The organism is Gemmatimonadaceae bacterium, assembly GCA_036273715.1.
Classification (GTDB): domain Bacteria; phylum Gemmatimonadota; class Gemmatimonadetes; order Gemmatimonadales; family Gemmatimonadaceae; genus JADGGM01.
This window is the reverse complement of sequence record DASUHB010000052.1, coordinates 17,492-35,315: the sequence shown is the minus strand read 5'-3', so window position 1 is coordinate 35,315 and position 17,824 is coordinate 17,492. Positions and strand designations below refer to the sequence as shown.

At 66.5% G+C, this 17,824-nt stretch carries 15 protein-coding genes and 1 pseudogene; 13 read left to right on the top strand and 3 right to left on the bottom strand.

From position 1 onward, the window contains the following. Positions 1-189: 189 nt before the first annotated feature. Positions 190-1,727 (bottom strand): annotated as a pseudogene (locus tag VFW04_11455) (erythromycin esterase family protein). A 249-nt stretch (positions 1,728-1,976) separates the two neighbouring features. Continuing rightward, entirely contained in the window at positions 1,977-2,357 is a 381-nt protein-coding gene (locus VFW04_11450; protein HEX5179939.1) for a DUF488 family protein, read from the bottom strand. 685 nt (positions 2,358-3,042) lie between these two features. On the opposite strand from VFW04_11450, the gene VFW04_11445 reads away from it, so the two are divergent. From VFW04_11445 to VFW04_11395, 11 genes are all read left to right on the top strand, one after another. Next, a complete protein-coding gene (locus VFW04_11445) occupies positions 3,043-4,035 on the top strand; it encodes a M20/M25/M40 family metallo-hydrolase (GenBank protein ID HEX5179938.1) in 993 nt (330 codons plus the stop codon). After that, positions 4,032-5,120, top strand: coding sequence for an aspartate-semialdehyde dehydrogenase (asd, locus tag VFW04_11440; GenBank protein HEX5179937.1), 1,089 nt, complete (start codon positions 4,032-4,034; stop codon positions 5,118-5,120). Before VFW04_11445 ends, asd begins: the two co-directional genes overlap by 4 nt. Then, positions 5,117-6,481, top strand: coding sequence for a lysine-sensitive aspartokinase 3 (gene lysC / locus VFW04_11435; GenBank protein HEX5179936.1), 1,365 nt, complete (start codon positions 5,117-5,119; stop codon positions 6,479-6,481). Before asd ends, lysC begins: the two co-directional genes overlap by 4 nt. Further along, positions 6,478-7,188, top strand: coding sequence for a dihydrodipicolinate reductase C-terminal domain-containing protein (locus tag VFW04_11430; protein HEX5179935.1), 711 nt, complete (start codon positions 6,478-6,480; stop codon positions 7,186-7,188). Before lysC ends, VFW04_11430 begins: the two co-directional genes overlap by 4 nt. Beyond that, complete coding sequence (dapA, locus tag VFW04_11425) at positions 7,185-8,078, top strand: 4-hydroxy-tetrahydrodipicolinate synthase (protein HEX5179934.1); 894 nt, start codon at positions 7,185-7,187, stop codon at positions 8,076-8,078. The genes VFW04_11430 and dapA overlap by 4 nt, the downstream gene beginning before the upstream one ends. Next, positions 8,075-8,947: a 2,3,4,5-tetrahydropyridine-2,6-dicarboxylate N-succinyltransferase gene (locus VFW04_11420; protein HEX5179933.1), complete on the top strand. Its 873-nt coding sequence runs from the start codon at positions 8,075-8,077 to the stop codon at positions 8,945-8,947. Before dapA ends, VFW04_11420 begins: the two co-directional genes overlap by 4 nt. Continuing rightward, a complete protein-coding gene (locus VFW04_11415; protein HEX5179932.1) occupies positions 8,944-9,819 on the top strand; it encodes a prephenate dehydrogenase/arogenate dehydrogenase family protein in 876 nt (291 codons plus the stop codon). The genes VFW04_11420 and VFW04_11415 overlap by 4 nt, the downstream gene beginning before the upstream one ends. Beyond that, positions 9,816-11,075, top strand: coding sequence for a 3-phosphoshikimate 1-carboxyvinyltransferase (gene aroA, locus VFW04_11410; protein HEX5179931.1), 1,260 nt, complete (start codon positions 9,816-9,818; stop codon positions 11,073-11,075). The genes VFW04_11415 and aroA overlap by 4 nt, the downstream gene beginning before the upstream one ends. A 28-nt stretch (positions 11,076-11,103) precedes the next feature. Continuing rightward, positions 11,104-11,808, top strand: a complete 705-nt coding sequence (cmk, locus tag VFW04_11405; GenBank protein HEX5179930.1) for a (d)CMP kinase — start codon at positions 11,104-11,106, stop codon at positions 11,806-11,808. Between the two features lie 387 nt (positions 11,809-12,195). After that, on the top strand, positions 12,196-12,624 hold the full coding sequence (locus VFW04_11400) for a GxxExxY protein (GenBank protein ID HEX5179929.1): 429 nt from the start codon (positions 12,196-12,198) through the stop codon (positions 12,622-12,624). Positions 12,625-12,856: 232 nt separating this feature from the next. Then, positions 12,857-14,641 carry a 30S ribosomal protein S1 gene (locus VFW04_11395; GenBank protein ID HEX5179928.1) on the top strand — a complete coding sequence of 595 codons (1,785 nt, stop codon included), beginning with the start codon at positions 12,857-12,859 and terminating at the stop codon, positions 14,639-14,641. 674 nt (positions 14,642-15,315) lie between these two features. Here VFW04_11395 and VFW04_11390 read toward each other — a convergent pair. Further along, positions 15,316-15,726, bottom strand: a complete 411-nt coding sequence (locus tag VFW04_11390) for a GxxExxY protein (protein ID HEX5179927.1) — start codon at positions 15,724-15,726, stop codon at positions 15,316-15,318. Between the two features lie 396 nt (positions 15,727-16,122). Between VFW04_11390 and VFW04_11385 the strand changes: the two genes are divergently transcribed. Then, on the top strand, positions 16,123-17,667 hold the full coding sequence (locus tag VFW04_11385) for an acyl-CoA carboxylase subunit beta (protein ID HEX5179926.1): 1,545 nt from the start codon (positions 16,123-16,125) through the stop codon (positions 17,665-17,667). Next, a complete protein-coding gene (locus VFW04_11380; protein ID HEX5179925.1) occupies positions 17,667-17,816 on the top strand; it encodes a hypothetical protein in 150 nt (49 codons plus the stop codon). The genes VFW04_11385 and VFW04_11380 overlap by 1 nt, the downstream gene beginning before the upstream one ends. Positions 17,817-17,824 lie beyond the last annotated feature (8 nt).

Genomic DNA, 17,824 nt, shown 5'->3' with positions numbered 1-17,824 from the left:
TTACTTTACGCGAACGATCCCGGTGAAACTGGCTGCGGGATGGCTAAAATAGCTAGAGATAGACAAAGGGACTTAAAATCCCTTTCCCCTAGCGGGGAGTGCGGGTTCGATTCCCGCCCCGGGCATGCAACGCCGCGCCACGCGCGCCGGTCGGTCTGCCGTTCGCCGCGCCGTTAGGCAGCCCGCGCATCAGTACGACGACCGGAGATCGTACGTGCAGGTGTCGAAGTTGCGCGAGACCCGCACGATCGAGTGCTTGAAAATCAGCTTGATGTCCTCGGCGCAGCCTTCCCGGATCGTGAATTGTTCCGTCTCCCCCGGCGTAATCGTCGCGTCGTCGCCGAGCAGATCCGGCCCCCACGTGTCGCGGTCGACGCCGCTGATGTGCGCCTCGATGATCGTGTGCTCGCCGCTGTTCATGATTTTGAGCATGTGTTCGTGCTGCCCCGTCGACGCCGTCGTTGCTGCCAACAGCAGAACGGACAACGACGCGAACCGACCGAGGCGTGCTGCGTGGGTGCTGCCGGTTGTGCGGTGCATGGAAGGTCTCCTCGGGTCGCGTGTGCAGCGCGACAGCCGGTCTCGAGGCCCCATTGCCCCGGGAGCGGCACGCCGCGGCACCGCGCTCTCCCCACGTTGCGCAAATTCCCCGTGATTTCCTTCACGCGACACGAGGCGTGTCGAGCGTATCGCGACCCGTTCGCGGCGGCTCAGAGCGACGTCGGGAAGGTCTCGGGCATGGTGTGTCGTGAATCCGAGAACGACGGCCTCGGCCCCAAAGTGTTGGCCGACTAACTGGCCCACGTTGAGCTCGCCGCCCGAACCGAGCTCCGTCGCGCGCGCATCGCCGACATGTGAGTTGTGCGCCCAAACCACCACCTTCGACCGACCGCCCGACCGGCCCAGGAACGACGCCAGCTCGTTCAGCGTGTCACTCATGTGTTGGTCGCGCAGATTCCACGATGAGACCCGGCTGCCGAACATCGCGCGATAATACCGCTCGGCGTTCCGCACTACACGGGCGTTCTGCTCCGTGAAAAAGAGACTATCCGGCGACACACCTCCGTCGTGGCGCGCGTAGTCGGCCGCCGAGCGGCGGAGGTCGACGAGCTGGGCCACCACCGCGTTCTCGCACGATTGCGTTAGGCCGTAGGTCGCCGCGTAGCCGTAGGCTTGCGGGTCCTCGCCGAACTGGTCGAAGCACGCGTAGCGGTACCGCGCGCGCCGGGCCGCCTCGGGATCGACGACGCGCAGGTAGTCCAGCACCGCGGCCATCGATGCATGCAGACTGTACAGGTCGAGTCCGTAAAAGCCGACGCGTCTCGCCTCATCCGGTTGCTCGTCGTTGAACCGCGAAGCCAGCCGATGAAGTCGAGCACATCGGCGTTCCGCCACATCCACTGCGGGAAACGCTCGAAGCCCCTCAGGGCCTCGGTCGCGTCGACATCGCCGCCGGTGCCGCGCACGTAGCGATTCACGCGATAGGCGTCGGGCCAGTCGGCCTCGGCCGCGACGGCGGCAAAGCCACGGTCGCGAATGAGGCGCTTCGTGATCTCGGCGCGAGTGCGGTAGAACTTGTGCGTCCCGTGCGACGCTTCGCCAATGAGGACCACGCGAGCGCCGCCGACGAGGGACAGGATTGGCTCGAAGTCGACTTCCGCGCCCGTGAGCGGATGCGCGGCATCGAGTATGAGCCGAGCGAGCGAGCCGGTGGCGCGAGTCGTCATGGAGCTTCAGCAGCCGGAACCTGACCTGACCGTCATCAGTAAAGTTCGCGCCTCGCTGCTGATCTCAGTCAGGCACGTTACCGAACGTCGCGAGTCGCCGACGCCGTGGTTGAGACTTGGAGGCCGACCCACTGATTTCGACGGTTGTCCGCTCCGATGGCACATGCCGTGCTACAACAACCAGGAATCGCAATACGCTTGGCGCTTGGTGTGCTCGCCGCGGGATGGAGGGATGTGTGGCGGCGCAGCCTAACGCTGGACCGCCGCGTTGGTGTGGCTGCCGACATGCTCGAGGATGTGGGCGAGCGCCTCCGCGTTGCTGATCTCGCCGCTTTTCGCACCGTAGAGCAGCGTGACGCGACCTCGCCGCGCCCGCTTCGCCAGCGCATCGAGCACAGCCTGCGCCTCTGCGTTGTCGAGCTCCTGCCGATAGCGACGCTGAAATTCCTCCCACTTCGCAGGATCGTGGTCGTACCAGTGCCGAAGCTCGTTCGACGGCGCGATAGCCTTCGCCCACTCGTCCAGATGTGCCGCGGTCTTACTCACACCGCGCGGCCATAGGCGATCGATCAGCACCCGATAACCGTCACGCTCGCCCACCGGCTCGTAGATCCGTTTCGTCACGATCATGGTGATTCTCCGTGCAGAGTCTCCATCCGCTCGTGCTCCGCTCTCGCGAATTGTACCGCGCCGCACTGGTCGGATCGCGTACATCGCCACCCGCTCGCGTCGAGCGACACGACATGTGTGCACTCGCCGTGCGCCTCAAACCGCTCGACGAGATACAACCGCAACAGATTCGTGACGCGCCCGTTGGACGCGCACTCGTCCGGCGTCCACATGCGCATGAGCCTCGTACACGAGGCACCGTCAGAGGGAGAATCGCTCGCCCTCGAGGGCAGTGCAGCACTCACACGAGCGTGCGGCGATACGCCGGCATGCGAGGGCGGTGCCTCACGCAATGCCTTACGGGCCCCGCAGCAGACGTGGACTAACGACGACGAAATGGTATCGTAAAGCGACGTAACCATCTTCCAGGTGAAGTATGTTGATATTCATTAGGAAGTGCTGTAGTGCCAATGTGTTGTATATATAGAGATCAAGTGCAACCTGAATGTTGATTACTGGTTAGCTTCGGCATCTCTTCGGCTCTTGCAACCATACGAACTTTTCCTCCGGCTGTCAACGCAGCCGCCTCGTGCACTTGTCAGAACTCCGTCATCGCCGAGCGTGAATCGATGGCGTGCACAGGGTAACGCCACGTGCACGAGAGCGCCGTAGCATAGCATTGCACGTCGGACTAGTTTGTTGCGCCATGACCGACGTCGTCGCGCTCGCCGCCGAGCTCATGGCAATCGAGTCGCCGTCCGGCGACGAGGGACGCGCCGTCGATTTCGTCGCCCGATGGCTCGTCGCGCGGGGATGGAACGTCACCGTTCAGGAGGTGACCAAGGGCCGCGGAAACGTTTGGGCCTCGCGCGCCGGCGGTGGCGTCACCCTCTCGACCCACCTCGACACCGTTCCGCCCTTCATCCGCCCGACGCTCGAGGGAGACCATCTCCAGGGTCGCGGCGCCTGCGATGCGAAGGGCATCGCCGCCGCCATGCTTGTGGCTGCCGATCAACTCGCCGCCGATGATGAGCATCGGGTCGATCTGCTGTTCGTAGTCGGCGAAGAGCGGGGCTCCGACGGGGCTCGCGCCGCCAACCAGCTCCCCGCGACGAGCCGCTTTCTGATCAATGGCGAGCCTACCGAGAGCACGCTCGCGTCCGGGGCGAAGGGATCGTTGCGCATTTATCTCAGGACCTCTGGAATTCCCGCACACTCCGCGTATCCGGAGCTCGGCCGGTCGGCCATCGAGCCGATGCTCGATCTGCTTCCAACGTTGCGTACGCTCGACCTGCCGCGCGATCCAGTGTTGGGCGAGACGACGGTCAACATCGGAACGCTCCGCGGCGGCACCGAGGCGAACATCATTCCGGATCGCGCGGACTGCGAGCTCATGTTTCGCCTGGTGGGAGACGTCGAGCCCATCAAGCGCATGATCGAACGATGGGCGGACGGCCGTGCCGAGATCCAATACGGCTCGCACATTCCGGCGATGCGCTTTCACACCCTTCCCGGGTTTCGCTCCGCGCCGGTCGCGTTCACGACCGACATTCCGTTGTTGCCGCGCTGGGGCACGCCGCTGTTGTTCGGGCCCGGCTCCATCCACGTCGCGCATACGCCGCGCGAATTCATCGACGTGCGCGAGTTGCGCGCGGCCGTCGATGCCTATGTGCGCATCGTGCGCGCGCTCCTCGCGTGACGAGCGCCGCGCAGGGCGCGCTGCCCCGAGACCGGCGCATTCCGGTTGCCGTGTTAGGCGCGACCGGTGCCGTCGGGCAGACGTTCGTGCGGCTGCTGCAGAACCATCCCTGGTTCGAGGTGCGCTCGCTTGCCGCGTCCGAGCGCTCGGCCGGTAAACCGTACGCCGAGGCGGCCCACTGGTTAGGCGGCGAGATGCCGGCGCGCGTCGCATCGCTCCCCATGGCGCCGTGCGATCCCGCGTGCGTCGACGCGCCCCTCGTCTTCTCCGCGCTCGACGCCGCGGCGGCGGCCGATGTGGAAGCCGCGTTTGCCCGCGCCGGACGGTTCGTGCTGAGCAACGCGCGCACCTATCGCCTCGAGCCCGATGTTCCGCTGCTCATCCCCGAGGTGAATCCCGATCACCTCGCGCTCATCGACCGCCAGCGCGCTCGCCGCGGTTGGTCCGGCGCGATCATCACGAACTCGAATTGTTCGACGATGGTCGCGGCGATGGCGCTGGCGCCGCTCCATCAGGCATTCGGCGTCTCCAGGGTGTTCGTGACGACGCTCCAGGCGGTATCCGGCGCCGGGTATCCCGGCGTGCCGTCGCTCGACATCCTCGGCAACGTGATTCCGTACATCGGCGGGGGTGAGGAAGAGAAGATCGAGACGGAGACGCTCAAGCTGCTGGGTTCGTTAGGCGGGGACGGCGTCGTGCCGGCGCCGATGGTGGTCAGTGCGCAGGTGACGCGCGTGCCGGTGGAGCACGGACACACGGTCTGCCTCGCCGTCGGGCTCGCACGATCGGCTGATCCCGACGCGGCGGTTGCGGTCTACGAGGGATGGCGCGGCGCCGTCGTCTCGCTGGGCCTGCCGTCGGCGCCGGTGCCGCCGATCGTGGTGACGCGCGACGTCGACCGTCCGCAGCCGCGGCGCGACGCCGATGCCGGCGCCGGCATGCGGATCACGATCGGCCGGGTCCGCCGCGACCCGATTCTCGATCTGCGGCTGGTTGCGTTAGGCCACAACACGATCCGCGGCGCCGCCGGCGCGTCGGTGCTCAACGCCGAGTTGCTCGTGGCGCGCGGACTCCTCGGCGCGTGATCGTCGTCAAGTTCGGCGGCACGTCGGTGGCCGACGCGGCGGCGATCGCCCGCGCCGCGGCCATCACGCGCAGCCGCGCGCCGCGCCAGCCGGTGGTCGTCGTGTCCGCGCTCGCGCGTGCGACCAACGAGCTGCTCGCCGCCGCCGAGCAGGCGGCGCAGGGGCAGTTGATCGTCGCGCTGCGCGGCATCGAGGGCTTGCGGGAGCGGCACCTCGCCGAAGCGGAGGCGCTGTTAGGCGACGGCGGCGACGCCGACGATGTGCGGGGCGAGCTGAGCGCGATGTGCGACGAGCTCGCCAGCCTTTCGGAGGCGCTGTCGGTGCTCGGCCACCTCACGCCGCGCAGCCTCGACGCCATCGCCGCCTACGGGGAGCTGCTGTCGGCGGCGCTCGTCCACGCCGCGTTCCGGCGCTACGATCTGCCCGTCGAGCTCGTCGACGCGCGCGACGTGATGGTGACCGACGAATTGCATACGCGCGCCGTGCCCGATTTCGACGCGATCACCGAGAGCGCCCGTCGGGTACTGGCACCTATGTTGTCGCACGGCCGCGTGCCGGTGGTGGGCGGGTTCATCGGCCGGTCGCCGGCCGGCGTCACGACCACGATCGGCCGCGGCGGCGGCGATTTCAGCGCCGCGCTCCTCGGCGCGGCGTTAGGCGCGGACGCCATCGAGATCTGGACCGATGTCGACGGCATGCTCACCGCCGATCCGCGGATCGTGCCGGGTGCGCGCCTGATCCAGGAGATCCGGTTCGACGAAGCGGCGGAGCTCGCCACGTTCGGCGCGAAAGTGCTGCACCCGAGCACGATCGCCCCGGCCGTGCAACGCGGCATCCCGGTGTTCATCTTCAATTCGCGACGGCCGGAAGGGCGGGGCACGCGCATCACCGCCGACGCGCCCCGCCGCGCCGTGAGCGCGATCGCCGGCAAGGGCAACGTCACGGTGATCAGAGTCAACTCCTCGCGGATGTTGCTTGCGCCCGGATTTCTGCGCACCCTGTTCGAGGTGTTCGAGCGCCACCATACGTCGGTGGATGTCGTGGCCACGTCGGAGGTGTCGGTGTCGGTCACCGTGGATGATCCCGCGCGGCTGGACGCGCTGCTCGTCGACCTGCGCGCGTTAGGCGACGTGTCGATCGAGCGCCAGCGCGCGGTGGTGGCGATCGTCGGCGCCGGCCTGGGCGGCGACAGCACCACCATGGCGCGCGCGCTGGCCGCTCTCCACGGCATGCGCGTGCACATGATCTCGCTCAGCGCCACCGAGATCAACCTCACCATCATCATCGACGCCGAGCGGTTAGGCGACGCCATGCGCGCCCTCCACGCCGAGTTTTTCGACCGCCGCCCGGAGGCCGCGTGAGCACCGCGCGGCTGGCGGTCATCGGCCACGGCCGGATGGGGCGCGCCATCGAGGACCTGGCGGCGGCGCACGGCTGGACGGTCACCGCCGTGATCGATGCGGGCGCGAACCACGACGGTGCCGGCATCACCGCGCGCTCGTTGGGCAACGCCGACGCCGCCATCGAGTTCACCACCGGCGGCGCCGCGCCCGCCAACGTGCGCGCGTGTGTGCGCGCCGGGTGCCCGGTGGTCTCCGGCACCACGGGCTGGGATGCGGAGCGGCCCCGGGTCGAGGAAGACGTGCTCGCCGGCAACGGCGCGATGCTGTGGTCGCCTAACTTTGCCATCGGCGTCAACCTCTTCTGGCAGGTGGCCGAGCTGGCCGCGCGGCTCGCCGGCCGCGCGAAATCGTTCGACGCCCACATCGTCGAGATGCACCACGCGGCGAAACGCGATGCGCCGTCCGGCACCGCACTCGCCCTCCAGCGCCTCGCGTCGACGGCCTTCGGAAGCGACATTCCGGTGAGCAGCGTGCGCGTCGGCGCCGTCCCCGGCACGCACGAGCTGCTGCTCGACGCCGCCTTCGAACAGATTCGCGTGGTCCACGAGGCGCGCGATCGCCGGGTGTTCGCGCAAGGCGCGCTCCTGGCCGCGCGCTGGCTCGTCGGCCGCCGCGGCGTGTACACGATGCGCGACTTTCTTCTGTCCGAGGGACCATCAGCATGACGCCTGCGACGCGATTCTTCGGCTGCGGCACTGCGCTCGCCACGCCGTTCGCCGCCGATGGCGCGATCGATGAAGGCGCCTTACGGGCGATCGTCGATTGGCAAATCGACGAAGGCGTACACTTCCTCGTGCCGTGCGGATCGACCGGCGAGGCCGCCACGATGAGCGTGGCCGAGCACCGTCGCGTGGTCGAGATCGTGGTCGACCAAGCGCGCGGTCGCGTTCCGGTCGTCGCGGGCGCGGGGTCGAACGACACGCACAAGGCCATCGCGCTCTCCGCCGAGATGCGCAAGGCGGGTGCGACGCACCTGCTGCACGTGAGCCCGATGTACAACAAGCCGCCGCAGCGCGGCATCATCGCCCATTTCCGCGCGATCGCCGACTCCACCGACCTGCCGCTGATCGTGTACAACGTGCCCGGCCGCACGGGGAGCAACATCGACGCGCGGACGACTCTCGCGCTGGCCGAGATTCCTTCGATCATCGCGGTGAAAGAAGCCTCGGGGAATCTCGGGCAGATCATGGACATCATCCGCGATCGGCCGGAGCGTTTCTCGGTGTTGTCGGGCGACGACTCGCTCACCCTGGCGGTGATGGCCGCCGGCGGAGACGGCATCATCTCCGTGGTGTCGAACGCGACGCCGAAGCCGATGGCGAGACTCGTCGAATGCTGCCGCTCCGGCGACTTCGCCGCGGCGCGCGCCCTCCACGAGCAGCTCACGCCATGGATGCGGGCGGCCTTCATCGAGTCGAACCCGATTCCGGTCAAGGCGGCCCTGGCGATGCTCGGCCGCGCGCGCAACGTGCTGCGGCTTCCGTTAGTCCCGCTCCGCGAGGAGCTCGCGCCCGATGTGCGCGCGGCGCTCGTGACCGCGGGGGCGCTCGCATGAGCTATGCGATGCCGTTCCCCGACCTGGCAGTCGTGCGCCAGCGCATCGGCGAATTCGCCGAGACGCCCGCCGCCGACATGCCGGTCGATGACGTGGAACGAACCGTCACCGCGCTGCTCGGCGCGCTCGAGCGGGGCGAAGTGCGCGCGGCGGAGCGCGGCGAGGATGGCGTGTGGCGCGCCGTCGCCTGGGTGAAGCAGGGCATCCTCCTCGGCTTTCGCGTCGGCCACGTCGTGGACATGTCGTTAGGCGGCAAGTCGTCGTTTCGCTTTTTCGACAAGCACCTCTATCCGGCGCAGGCGATCCAGCAGTCGCAGGGCGTCCGCATCGTGCCCGGCGGCTCGACCGTGAGGCGCGGCGCGTTTCTCGCCAAGGGAGTCGTCTGCATGCCGCCGATGTACGTCAATGTCGGCGCCTGGGTCGGGACCAACACGATGATCGACTCGCACGCGTTGGTTGGTTCCTGCGCGCAGATCGGCGCGCGCGTCCATTTGAGCGCCGCGGCCCAGATCGGCGGCGTGCTCGAACCGGTGAACGCCGCGCCGGTGGTCATCGAAGACGACGTGTTCGTGGGCGGCAACACGGGTGTGTACGAAGGCACCGTGGTCCGGGAGGGCGCCGTGCTCGCCGCCGGCGTCGTGCTCACGCGCGGCGTGCCGGTGTTCGACGCCGTGCGCAAAACGACCTATCGGTCTAACGGAGACGCGCCGCTCGAGATTCCCGCCGGCGCCGTCGTCGTGCCGGGCACCCGCCCCATGGCCGGCGAATGGGCCAAGGCCCTCGGCCTGTCGGTGCAGGCGCCGGTGATCGTGAAATATCGCGACGCGGGAACCGACGCCTCCACCGCGCTCGAGCAGTTGCTGCGATGACATCGGCGACGCGTGCGCGACGGCCGGTTGCGATCGTCGGACTCGGCTGCATAGGCGGCTCGCTCGCACGGGCGCTCACGGCGCAAGGCGTGGATGTGCGGGGGTGGAGCACGTCGACCAGCGATCGCGAGCTGGCCGCGGAGGCGGGCATTCGCGTTGCGGGCGGCGCGTCGCCGCTCGCGGAGCTGTGCGAGGGCACGACGTCGGTGGTGCTCGCGGTACCGTTCGGGCGGATCGCCGAGGTGGCGAGCGCCGTGCTCGAGGTGGCGCTGCCTCCGACGCGCATCTTTCACGTCGGCGGCCTCCAGCGCCGCGAAGCGTTAGGCACGGACGAGGCGACTTGGCACGGCGTCGTGGGCACGCATCCGCTCTCCGGGTCGCACGACCACGGGTTTGCGGCGTCGCGCGCCAACATGTTCGTGGGCGCCACCGTCTGCATCGAAGATCGGCTCGACCTGCGCGGGCGCCGGGCGGCCGAGTGGCTGTGGCGCACGGCGGGGGCGCATCGGATCGACTATCGCCCCGCGCCCGACCACGACCGGTTGATGGCGTGGGTGAGCCACCTGCCGCAGCTTACCGCGACCGCGCTCGCGCACACGATGGCCGCCGCCGATGTCGCCCCGGCGTCCACGGGCTCGGGCGCGCGCGACACGACGCGCCTGGCCGCGACTCCGTTAGGCGCCTGGCCGCTGCTGCTCCGCGGCGCGCCGGATGAGCTGCGTGCGGCGTTGACCCAGCTCGAAGCGGCCATCGCGACGCTCCGGCGGACGCTCGACGCCGGCGACGAGAAGGAGCTGGCCGCAATCTGGGAGCGCGCGATGAACTGGCGGCGCGAGGCCGCTGGAGGCAACGGCGGAGAGCGCCGCGCATGAAAGTCGGCGGCGTTATCCGTGTTCCCGGAGATAAATCGCTGTCCCACCGCGCGTTGATTTTCGCCGCGCTCGGCGAGGGCGCATCGAGGATCCGGGACATTCTGCCCTCCGCCGACGTCCACAGCACGGCCAGCGTGTTAGGCGCGCTCGGCGTGCCCATCCCGCCGCTGTCGGCCGACGTGACAATCGTTGGGCGCGGCCCGCGCCGTCTCACCGCGCCGGTCGCCGATCTCGAGTGTGGAAACAGCGGCACGACCACGCGGCTCGTCGCCGGTGTCGCGGCCGCGCTGCCGTTCACGAGCCGCTTCGTCGGCGACGCGAGCCTGAGCCGGCGACCGATGCGCCGCATCGCCCAGCCCTTGCGCGAAATGGGCGCGACGGTCGATGTCGCACCCGCCGATGGGCTGCCCATGACGGTGCGCGGAGGGAATCTCCGGAGCATCGAGTGGCGCTCGGAAACAGCGAGCGCGCAAGTAAAGAGCGCCATTCTGCTCGCCGGCGTGGCCGCCGGCGTCGCGGTCACGGTGCACGAGCCCGCGCGGTCCCGCGATCATACCGAGCGCATGCTGGCTGCGTTAGGCGCGACCGTCGACGTGCGGGGGACGAGTGTCCGCCTCGCGCCCGCCGGCCGTCTCGCACCGCTCCACATGCGCATTCCGGCCGATCCCAGCTCGGCCGCGTTTCTCACGGCGTTGGCCGTGCTCGCATCAGAGGGCGAGATCAAGCTGCCGGATGTGTGTCTCAACCCGACTCGCACCGGTTTCTACGGCGCGCTCTCGCGCATGGACGCGAACGTCACGCTCGATCCGGGCGAGGCGCAGGGCGGGGAGCCGGTCGGCACGATCGTCGCCCGTCCGTCGGAGCTCGCGGCGATCGAGCTCGGCCGCGACGATGTGCCGGCGATGATCGATGAGCTTCCGCTCGTCGCATGTCTCGCGTCGCGCGCGCGCGGCGTCACGACCATCCGCGGCGCGGAAGAGTTGCGCGTCAAAGAGAGCGACCGGATCGCCACCGTCGTCGCCAATCTTCGCGCGCTCGGCGTGAACGCCGACGAGCTGCCGGATGGTATGTGCATCGAGGGCTCCGACCGGGCGCTGCGCGGGCGCGTCGTCACGCACGGCGATCACCGCATTGCGATGGCGTTCGGCGTCCTGCGCGCGCTGCCCAACAGCGCCATCGACATCGATGACACCGCGTGCGTCGCCGTGTCGTATCCGCAATTCTGGGACGACATCGCCCGCGCGATCGTCTCGTGACCGCACACGACACGCCCCGAGTCGATCGATGAGCCATCCGACGCCGCCGTACGTTCCGCGGATCCGCGATCCTCACACGCCGATCATCGTCGCCATCGATGGTCCGGCCGCGGCGGGCAAGTCGTCCACGGCGCGCTGGGTGTCGGAGCGGTTAGGCTTCTACCACATCGACTCCGGCGCACTCTACCGTGCCGCGACCGCCGCCGTGCTGCGCGCGTCGCCCGATGGCTATCAGTGGGACGAGTCCGATGTGCTCCGTGCCGCCCGACGCGTGTCGGCTCGCGACGAAGGCCGCGCATTCGTCCTGCTCGTGGATGGCGTCGAGCTCGAGCAGGACATGCGAGGCGGCGCGGTGACGCAGCACGTGTCGCGAGTCGCACAGATGCGCGGCGTGCGCGACTGGGTGAACGGGCAGGTGCGCACGCTCGCCAACGGCCGGAGCGTCGTCGTCGACGGGCGCGATATCGGCACGGTGGTCTTCCCCGAGGCGCATCTCAAAATTTTTCTCATTGCCGATCCGTGGGAGCGCGCCCGCCGGCGACTCATCCAACGGTTAGGCCGCTCGCCGGCCGATCAGGAAATCGCGGAAGAAACCGAGCGCCTCGTGCAACGCGACGCGCGCGATTCCACGCAGACGGTCCAATCCAAAGACGCCGTGCTCATCGACACCACCTACCTGACGCAGGAAGAACAGGTCGAGCGCATCGTGGCGCTCGTGAAGGTGCTCCGGTAGGGCGGACAACAGGCGGACAAGGCCGGACAGTGCCGGACAAAGCCGGATTAACAGCGAAGGGCGGACAACAGGCGGACAAGGCCGGACAGTGCCGGACAAAGCCGGATTAACAGCGAAGGGCGGACTACAGGCGGACAAGGCCGGACAGTGCCGGACAAAGCCGGATTAACAGCGAAGGGCGGACTACAGGCGGACAAGGCCGGACAGTGCCAGACAAAGCCGGATTAACAGCGAAGGGCGGACTACAGGCGGACAAGGCCGGACAAAGTCGGCAGCTCGAGGGCCAGCGCCTTCCTCTCGGGTTTCGAGGGAGGCGCGCAACGAAAGAGCCCAACGCAAACATAGAGTGCTGATGTTGTCCCGTGGTTTTCGTTGTACACGTCAGTCATGAAACACATCGGCCTCATCAGCGAAACGTTGACCGGATCGGCGATTGGCGCGTTCTACGCAGTGTATGATGAATTGGGGTCAGGGTTTCTCGAGCACATTTACGTTGCGGCGCTCCAGTGCGAGTTGTGCCGGCGCGGCCACGACGTGGCGCGGGAGACCAGTGTGCCAGTGTTCTTCCGAGGGGAGCGGATCGGGCTTCAACGCCTCGACATGGTTGTCGACCAGCAGGTAGTCGTCGAAGTCAAAGCTGCGGAGTCTGCGTTAGACTACGGCAGCAAGCAGTTGTTCAGTTATCTGCGGGCGACGCGATTCGAAGTAGGCCTTCTTTTCAGCTTCGGCGCGAAACCAATCTTCAAGCGCGTCGTGTGCCGGAACGCCTTAAAGGCGGACAAGGCCGGGCACGACCGGACAGGCGGATACGGCTGAACACCTGGCAAGAGTCGAGCGCTAGTCGACCGGGCGGACGTCCGGCTTTGTCCGGCCCTGTCCGTTTTGTCCGCCTGTCCAAGTGTGCGTGCTGCCGCGACTTGCCTGTCCAACTCTTGACCACTAGGTTTGAGGGTTCCTGCCCGGCGCGCTAGGCACCGGGCCACTTATCGTCCACTCAAACCTCGGCGCGGCGAGCGAACCGATCCGCGATCAGGAGAATCAGTCCGGTATGCCTGAACTCGAAACCGACGACACGCACGACACCGCTACCATCCGGCGCGATCACGACCGCGGAGCCCTCCGCCTCTTAGCCCACGGCGACAACCGCTGGGACGAGGACGAGTACTCGCCGGAAGAAGAAGCGCGCATGATCGAGCTCTACGCCGGGACGCTTGCGTCCATCGACGAGGGCGAGATTGTCAAGAGCAAGGTCCTGGAGATCCGGGACAACATGGTCATCCTCGACATCGGATTCAAATCCGAAGGCGCCGTGCCGCTCGAGGAGTTCAAGGACCATCCGGAATTGAAACCGGGCGACGAAGTCGAAGTCCTGCTCGAGCACCTCGAGGACCAGGAAGGCTCCGTCGTTCTCTCCAAGAAGAAAGCCGACTTCATGCGCGTCTGGGAGCGCATCCGTCAGGCATACGAGAACGACCAGCCCGTGGAAGGCACCCTCGTCAAGAAGATCAAGGGCGGCGTGGTGGTCGACCTCATGGGCGTCGACGCGTTCCTCCCCGGCTCGCAGATCGCCTTGCGCCGCGTGCCTAACATTGACGAGTTGTTAGGCCAGAAGTACGAGTTCAAGATCATTAAGCTCAACAAGCGCCGCCGCAACATCGTCGTCTCGCGTCGGGTGATCCTCGAAGTCGAGCGGGCCGGCAAGCGCGAGAAGCTGATGAAGGAGCTGCAGAAGGACCAGATTCGCAAAGGTGTCGTCAAGAACATCACCGACTTCGGGGCGTTCATCGACCTGGGCGGCGTGGACGGTCTCCTCCACATCACCGACATGTCGTGGGGCCGCATCTCGCATCCCTCCGAGCTCGTGCACATCGGCCAGGAGCTCGAAGTCAAAATCCTCGACATCGACTGGGAGCGCGAGCGCATCTCGCTCGGCCTCAAGCAGCTCCAGAGCTATCCGTGGAAGGACGTCGCCGAGAAGTATCCGGTCGGCACGCGCGTCCACGGCAAGGTGGTGTCGATCACCAACTACGGCGCGTTCATCGAGCTCGAGCCGGGCATCGAAGGACTGGTGCACATCAGCGAGATGAGCTGGACGCGCAACGTGCGGCATCCGTCCAAACTCGTGTCGATCGGCGAAGTGATCGAAGCCGTCGTGCTCAAGGTCGATCCGAACGAAGAGAAGATCTCGTTAGGCATGAAGCAGACGGAGCAGGATCCCTGGGTCGTGCTGCCGTACAAGTATCCGGTGGGCACCCGGATCTCGGGCAAGGTGCGCAACCTCACGTCGTTCGGCGCGTTCGTCGAGATCGAACCGGGCATCGATGGCCTCATTCACATCTCCGACATGTCCTGGACCAAGCGCGTCCAGCATCCGTCGGAAGTCGTGAAAAAGGGCGACACGGTGGACGTCGTGATCTTGAACATCGACGCCGAGAACAAGCGGATTTCGCTCGGACTCAAGCAGGCCACCGAAGATCCGTGGCTGCGCATCGGCGAGACGTACCCCGTGGGCATGGAGATGCGCGGCAAGGTTGCACGGCTCATGGACAAGGGCGTCGTGGTCGACATCGGCAACGACATCGAGGGCTTCGTGCCGATCAGCCAGCTGAACATGGGCAAGACCGTGGTCAGTCCGGCCGACGTCGTGTACGAGGGGATGAATCTCGACCTGCGCATCCTCGAGGTCGACCCGATTCACCGGCGCATCGTGCTCGCGGTGACGAACGTGCCGGAAGAGCAGCCGCCTCGCCCCGAGACGCCGTCCAAGGTGATCCCAATGGAGAGCGAGGAACCCACGTCTCACGGCTCGGTGCCAGCCGATCCAATGGTCTAAATCGTCCTGGCTGGTCGATTGTCGCAACGCCCCGCCGGAGCATCTGCCCGGGGGGGCGTTGTGTTCTGTCGACCGCTCAAAGTGAGCGCGTGGCCGGGTCTCCACGACGAAAGGTTCAAAGGATAACGAAAAGGATGCTAGGGATGGGGAAGATCGTAACCGTGCACGTCCAAGCATCATCGTTCACGTACCCGGTGTAGGCCACGCGCGCGAACAACGCACCTCATATCGCGTGTCAGCGATCTTCCCCATCACCCTGCATCCTTTTTTGTTATCCTTTGAACCCTTCGTCGAGGAGACCTGGTCCTCGCGCGATCAATTCTCGCAACGCCCCGCCGGATCTGCCCGGAGGGCGTCGTGTTTTGTCGACCGCTCAAAGTGCGCGCGTGGCTGGGTCCCCACGACGAAGGGTCCAAAGGATAACGAAAAGGATGCTAGGAATGGGGAAGATCGCTGCCAGGCGACATAAGGTGCGTTGTTCGCGCGCGTGGCTTACACCAGATACGTGAACGATGATGTTTGGACGTGCACGGATGCGATCTTCCCCATTCCTTGCATCCTTTTCGTTATCCTTTGAGCCCTTCGTCGAGGAGACCTAGTCCTTGGACCCTTCGTCGAGGAGACCCGGTCATCGCGCGATGAGCGCCAATTGACAAGAACTCAGTTAGAGGCACTCAGAAAACAGACACGTTGCGCAACGCGACGCCTCGGCGCTCGGCACGCTTGACGGTCGGCTTTGGCCCGAAATGAAAGAGCAGCCCGACTTGCAGCCGTGTCGCTCGCAAATAGTTGAAGAGCTGGCGAAGCGAAGCAGGAGGGAGTGCATCGCCGGCCTTGAGCTCCACGACGAGGATGTCGTCGACGATCATGTCGAGTCGTTGTCGTGCGATCTCACGACCCTTATAAGAAATCGTGACTGACACTTCGCGCCCAACGCGATGCCCGCGCTCAGCAAGTTCTTGCTCCAGAGCAGATGCGTAGACGTGCTCGAGAAACCCGTAGCCCAGGGATTTGTAGACTTCGAAGAATGCGCCAATGACGGAGTGCGTCAGCGCTATTCCCGACTGAGAATCCTCGCCGGTCATGCCACCACAGTACACGAACAAGTGAGAGGGCGCGCACCATTTGATCGCGGCCGGGTCTTTCTGTTGCAACGTGTCGCCGGGTGCGCTCCCCCCATATTCGTCTCAGGAGATAACGAAGGGATTCGAGAGACGGAGTGGATCGCAGCCGTTGCGCATCCTAGCTCAACCGTGCACCAACGTGTCCAAGTGCGTTCGAAAAGTGCTCGCCCTCGCCGCGCGACGATCCACCTCATCTCTCGCATCCTTTTCGTTATCCCTTGCGACTTCTACCGAGGAGCCACCACGCGACGGAGGCACCCAGCACCAGGCGCCCGGCACGCGTACGCTGACCGCCGCGGTTCTGTGCCTCGACTGGATGCGCGTTCGTGTGGGCACTAACTTGCGGCTCCTATGAGCATGAAAGAGAAGCTGGAGCTGCTCGAGCGGCGGAGCGCGGAAGCGGAGCAGGGCGGCGGCGCCGACCGGCTGGCCGCGCAGCACAAGAAGGGCAAGCTCTCGGCGCGCGAACGGCTCGACGTGCTGCTCGACGAAGGTACCTTTGTCGAGCTCGACCGCTTCGTCACCCACCGCTCGTCCGATTTCGGGTTGGACGGCCAGCGCGTCTACGGTGACGGCGTGGTGACGGGCTACGGACGCATCGCGGGACGGCTCGTGTACGTCTTCTCGCAGGACTTCACCGTGTTCGGCGGCTCGTTGTCCGAAGCGCACGCCGAGAAGATCTGCAAGATCATGGATCTCGCGGTGCGGAACGGCGCGCCGGTGGTCGGGCTCAACGACTCGGGCGGCGCGCGCATCCAGGAAGGCGTCGTTTCGTTAGGCGGCTACGCCGACATCTTTCTGCGCAACACGCTGGCCTCGGGCGTGGTGCCCCAGATTTCCGCGATTCTCGGGCCGTGCGCCGGCGGCGCCGTGTATTCGCCCGCCATCACCGACTTCATCTACATGGTGCGCGGGACCTCGTACATGTTCGTCACCGGGCCCAACGTGGTGAAGACGGTGACGCACGAGGACGTCACCATGGAACAGTTAGGCGGCGCCGATACGCACGCCGCCGCGTCGGGGGTGTCGCACTTCACGTTCGACTCCGAGCTCGCATGCCTGGGCGCGATCCGCGATCTGTTCCGCTTCGTCCCGTCCAACAATCTCGACGACCCGCCGCGCGGCGCCGGCACCGATCGGCGCGACCGCCGCGACGATGCGTTGTTGGGCATCGTTCCGGAAAATCCGAACAAGCCGTACGACATGCACGAAGTCGTGAAGCGCGTCGTCGACGACGGCGAGTTCTACGAAGTGCAGCGCGACTATGCGCAGAACATCATCTGCGGCTTCGCGCATCTGGGCGGCTTCAGCGTCGGCGTGGTGGCCAATCAGCCCGCAGTCCTCGCCGGCGTGCTCGACATCGCCGCCTCGCTCAAGGCCGCGCGCTTCATTCGCTTTTGCGACGCGTTCAACATTCCGCTCGTGACGTTCGAGGATGTGCCGGGATTTCTGCCGGGGACCGCGCAGGAGCACGGCGGCATCATCAAGCACGGCGCCAAATTGTTGTTCGCCTATTGCGAAGCGACCGTGCCCAAGCTCACCGTCATCACGCGCAAGGCATACGGCGGCGCCTACGACGTCATGAGCTCCAAGCACATCCGCGGCGACTACAACGTCGCCTGGCCGACGGCGGAAATCGCCGTCATGGGGCCCACCGGCGCGGTCGAGATTCTCTTTCGCCGTGAGATCGCCGCGGCGAGCGATCCGCGCGATGCGACCGACAAGAAGATCGACGAATATCGCGAGAAGTTCGCGCACCCGTACATCGCCGCCGGCCGCGGCTACGTGGACGACATCATCGACCCGCGCGACACGCGTCCCCGGCTGATCGATGCGCTCGAGACGCTGCGCACGAAACGCGATCGCAATCCGCCGAAGAAACACGGCAACATTCCACTCTGATGCCGCGTCCGAGCAGCACGCTGCGCCTGGGGGATCGCGCCCCCGAGTTTTCGCTCTGCGATGCGGCCGCAAATACGCCGGTCACGCTCGATGCGCTGCTCGAACATCGTCGCGGTGCGCTGTTGGTGTTCCACCGCGGGATGTGGTGACCCAACTG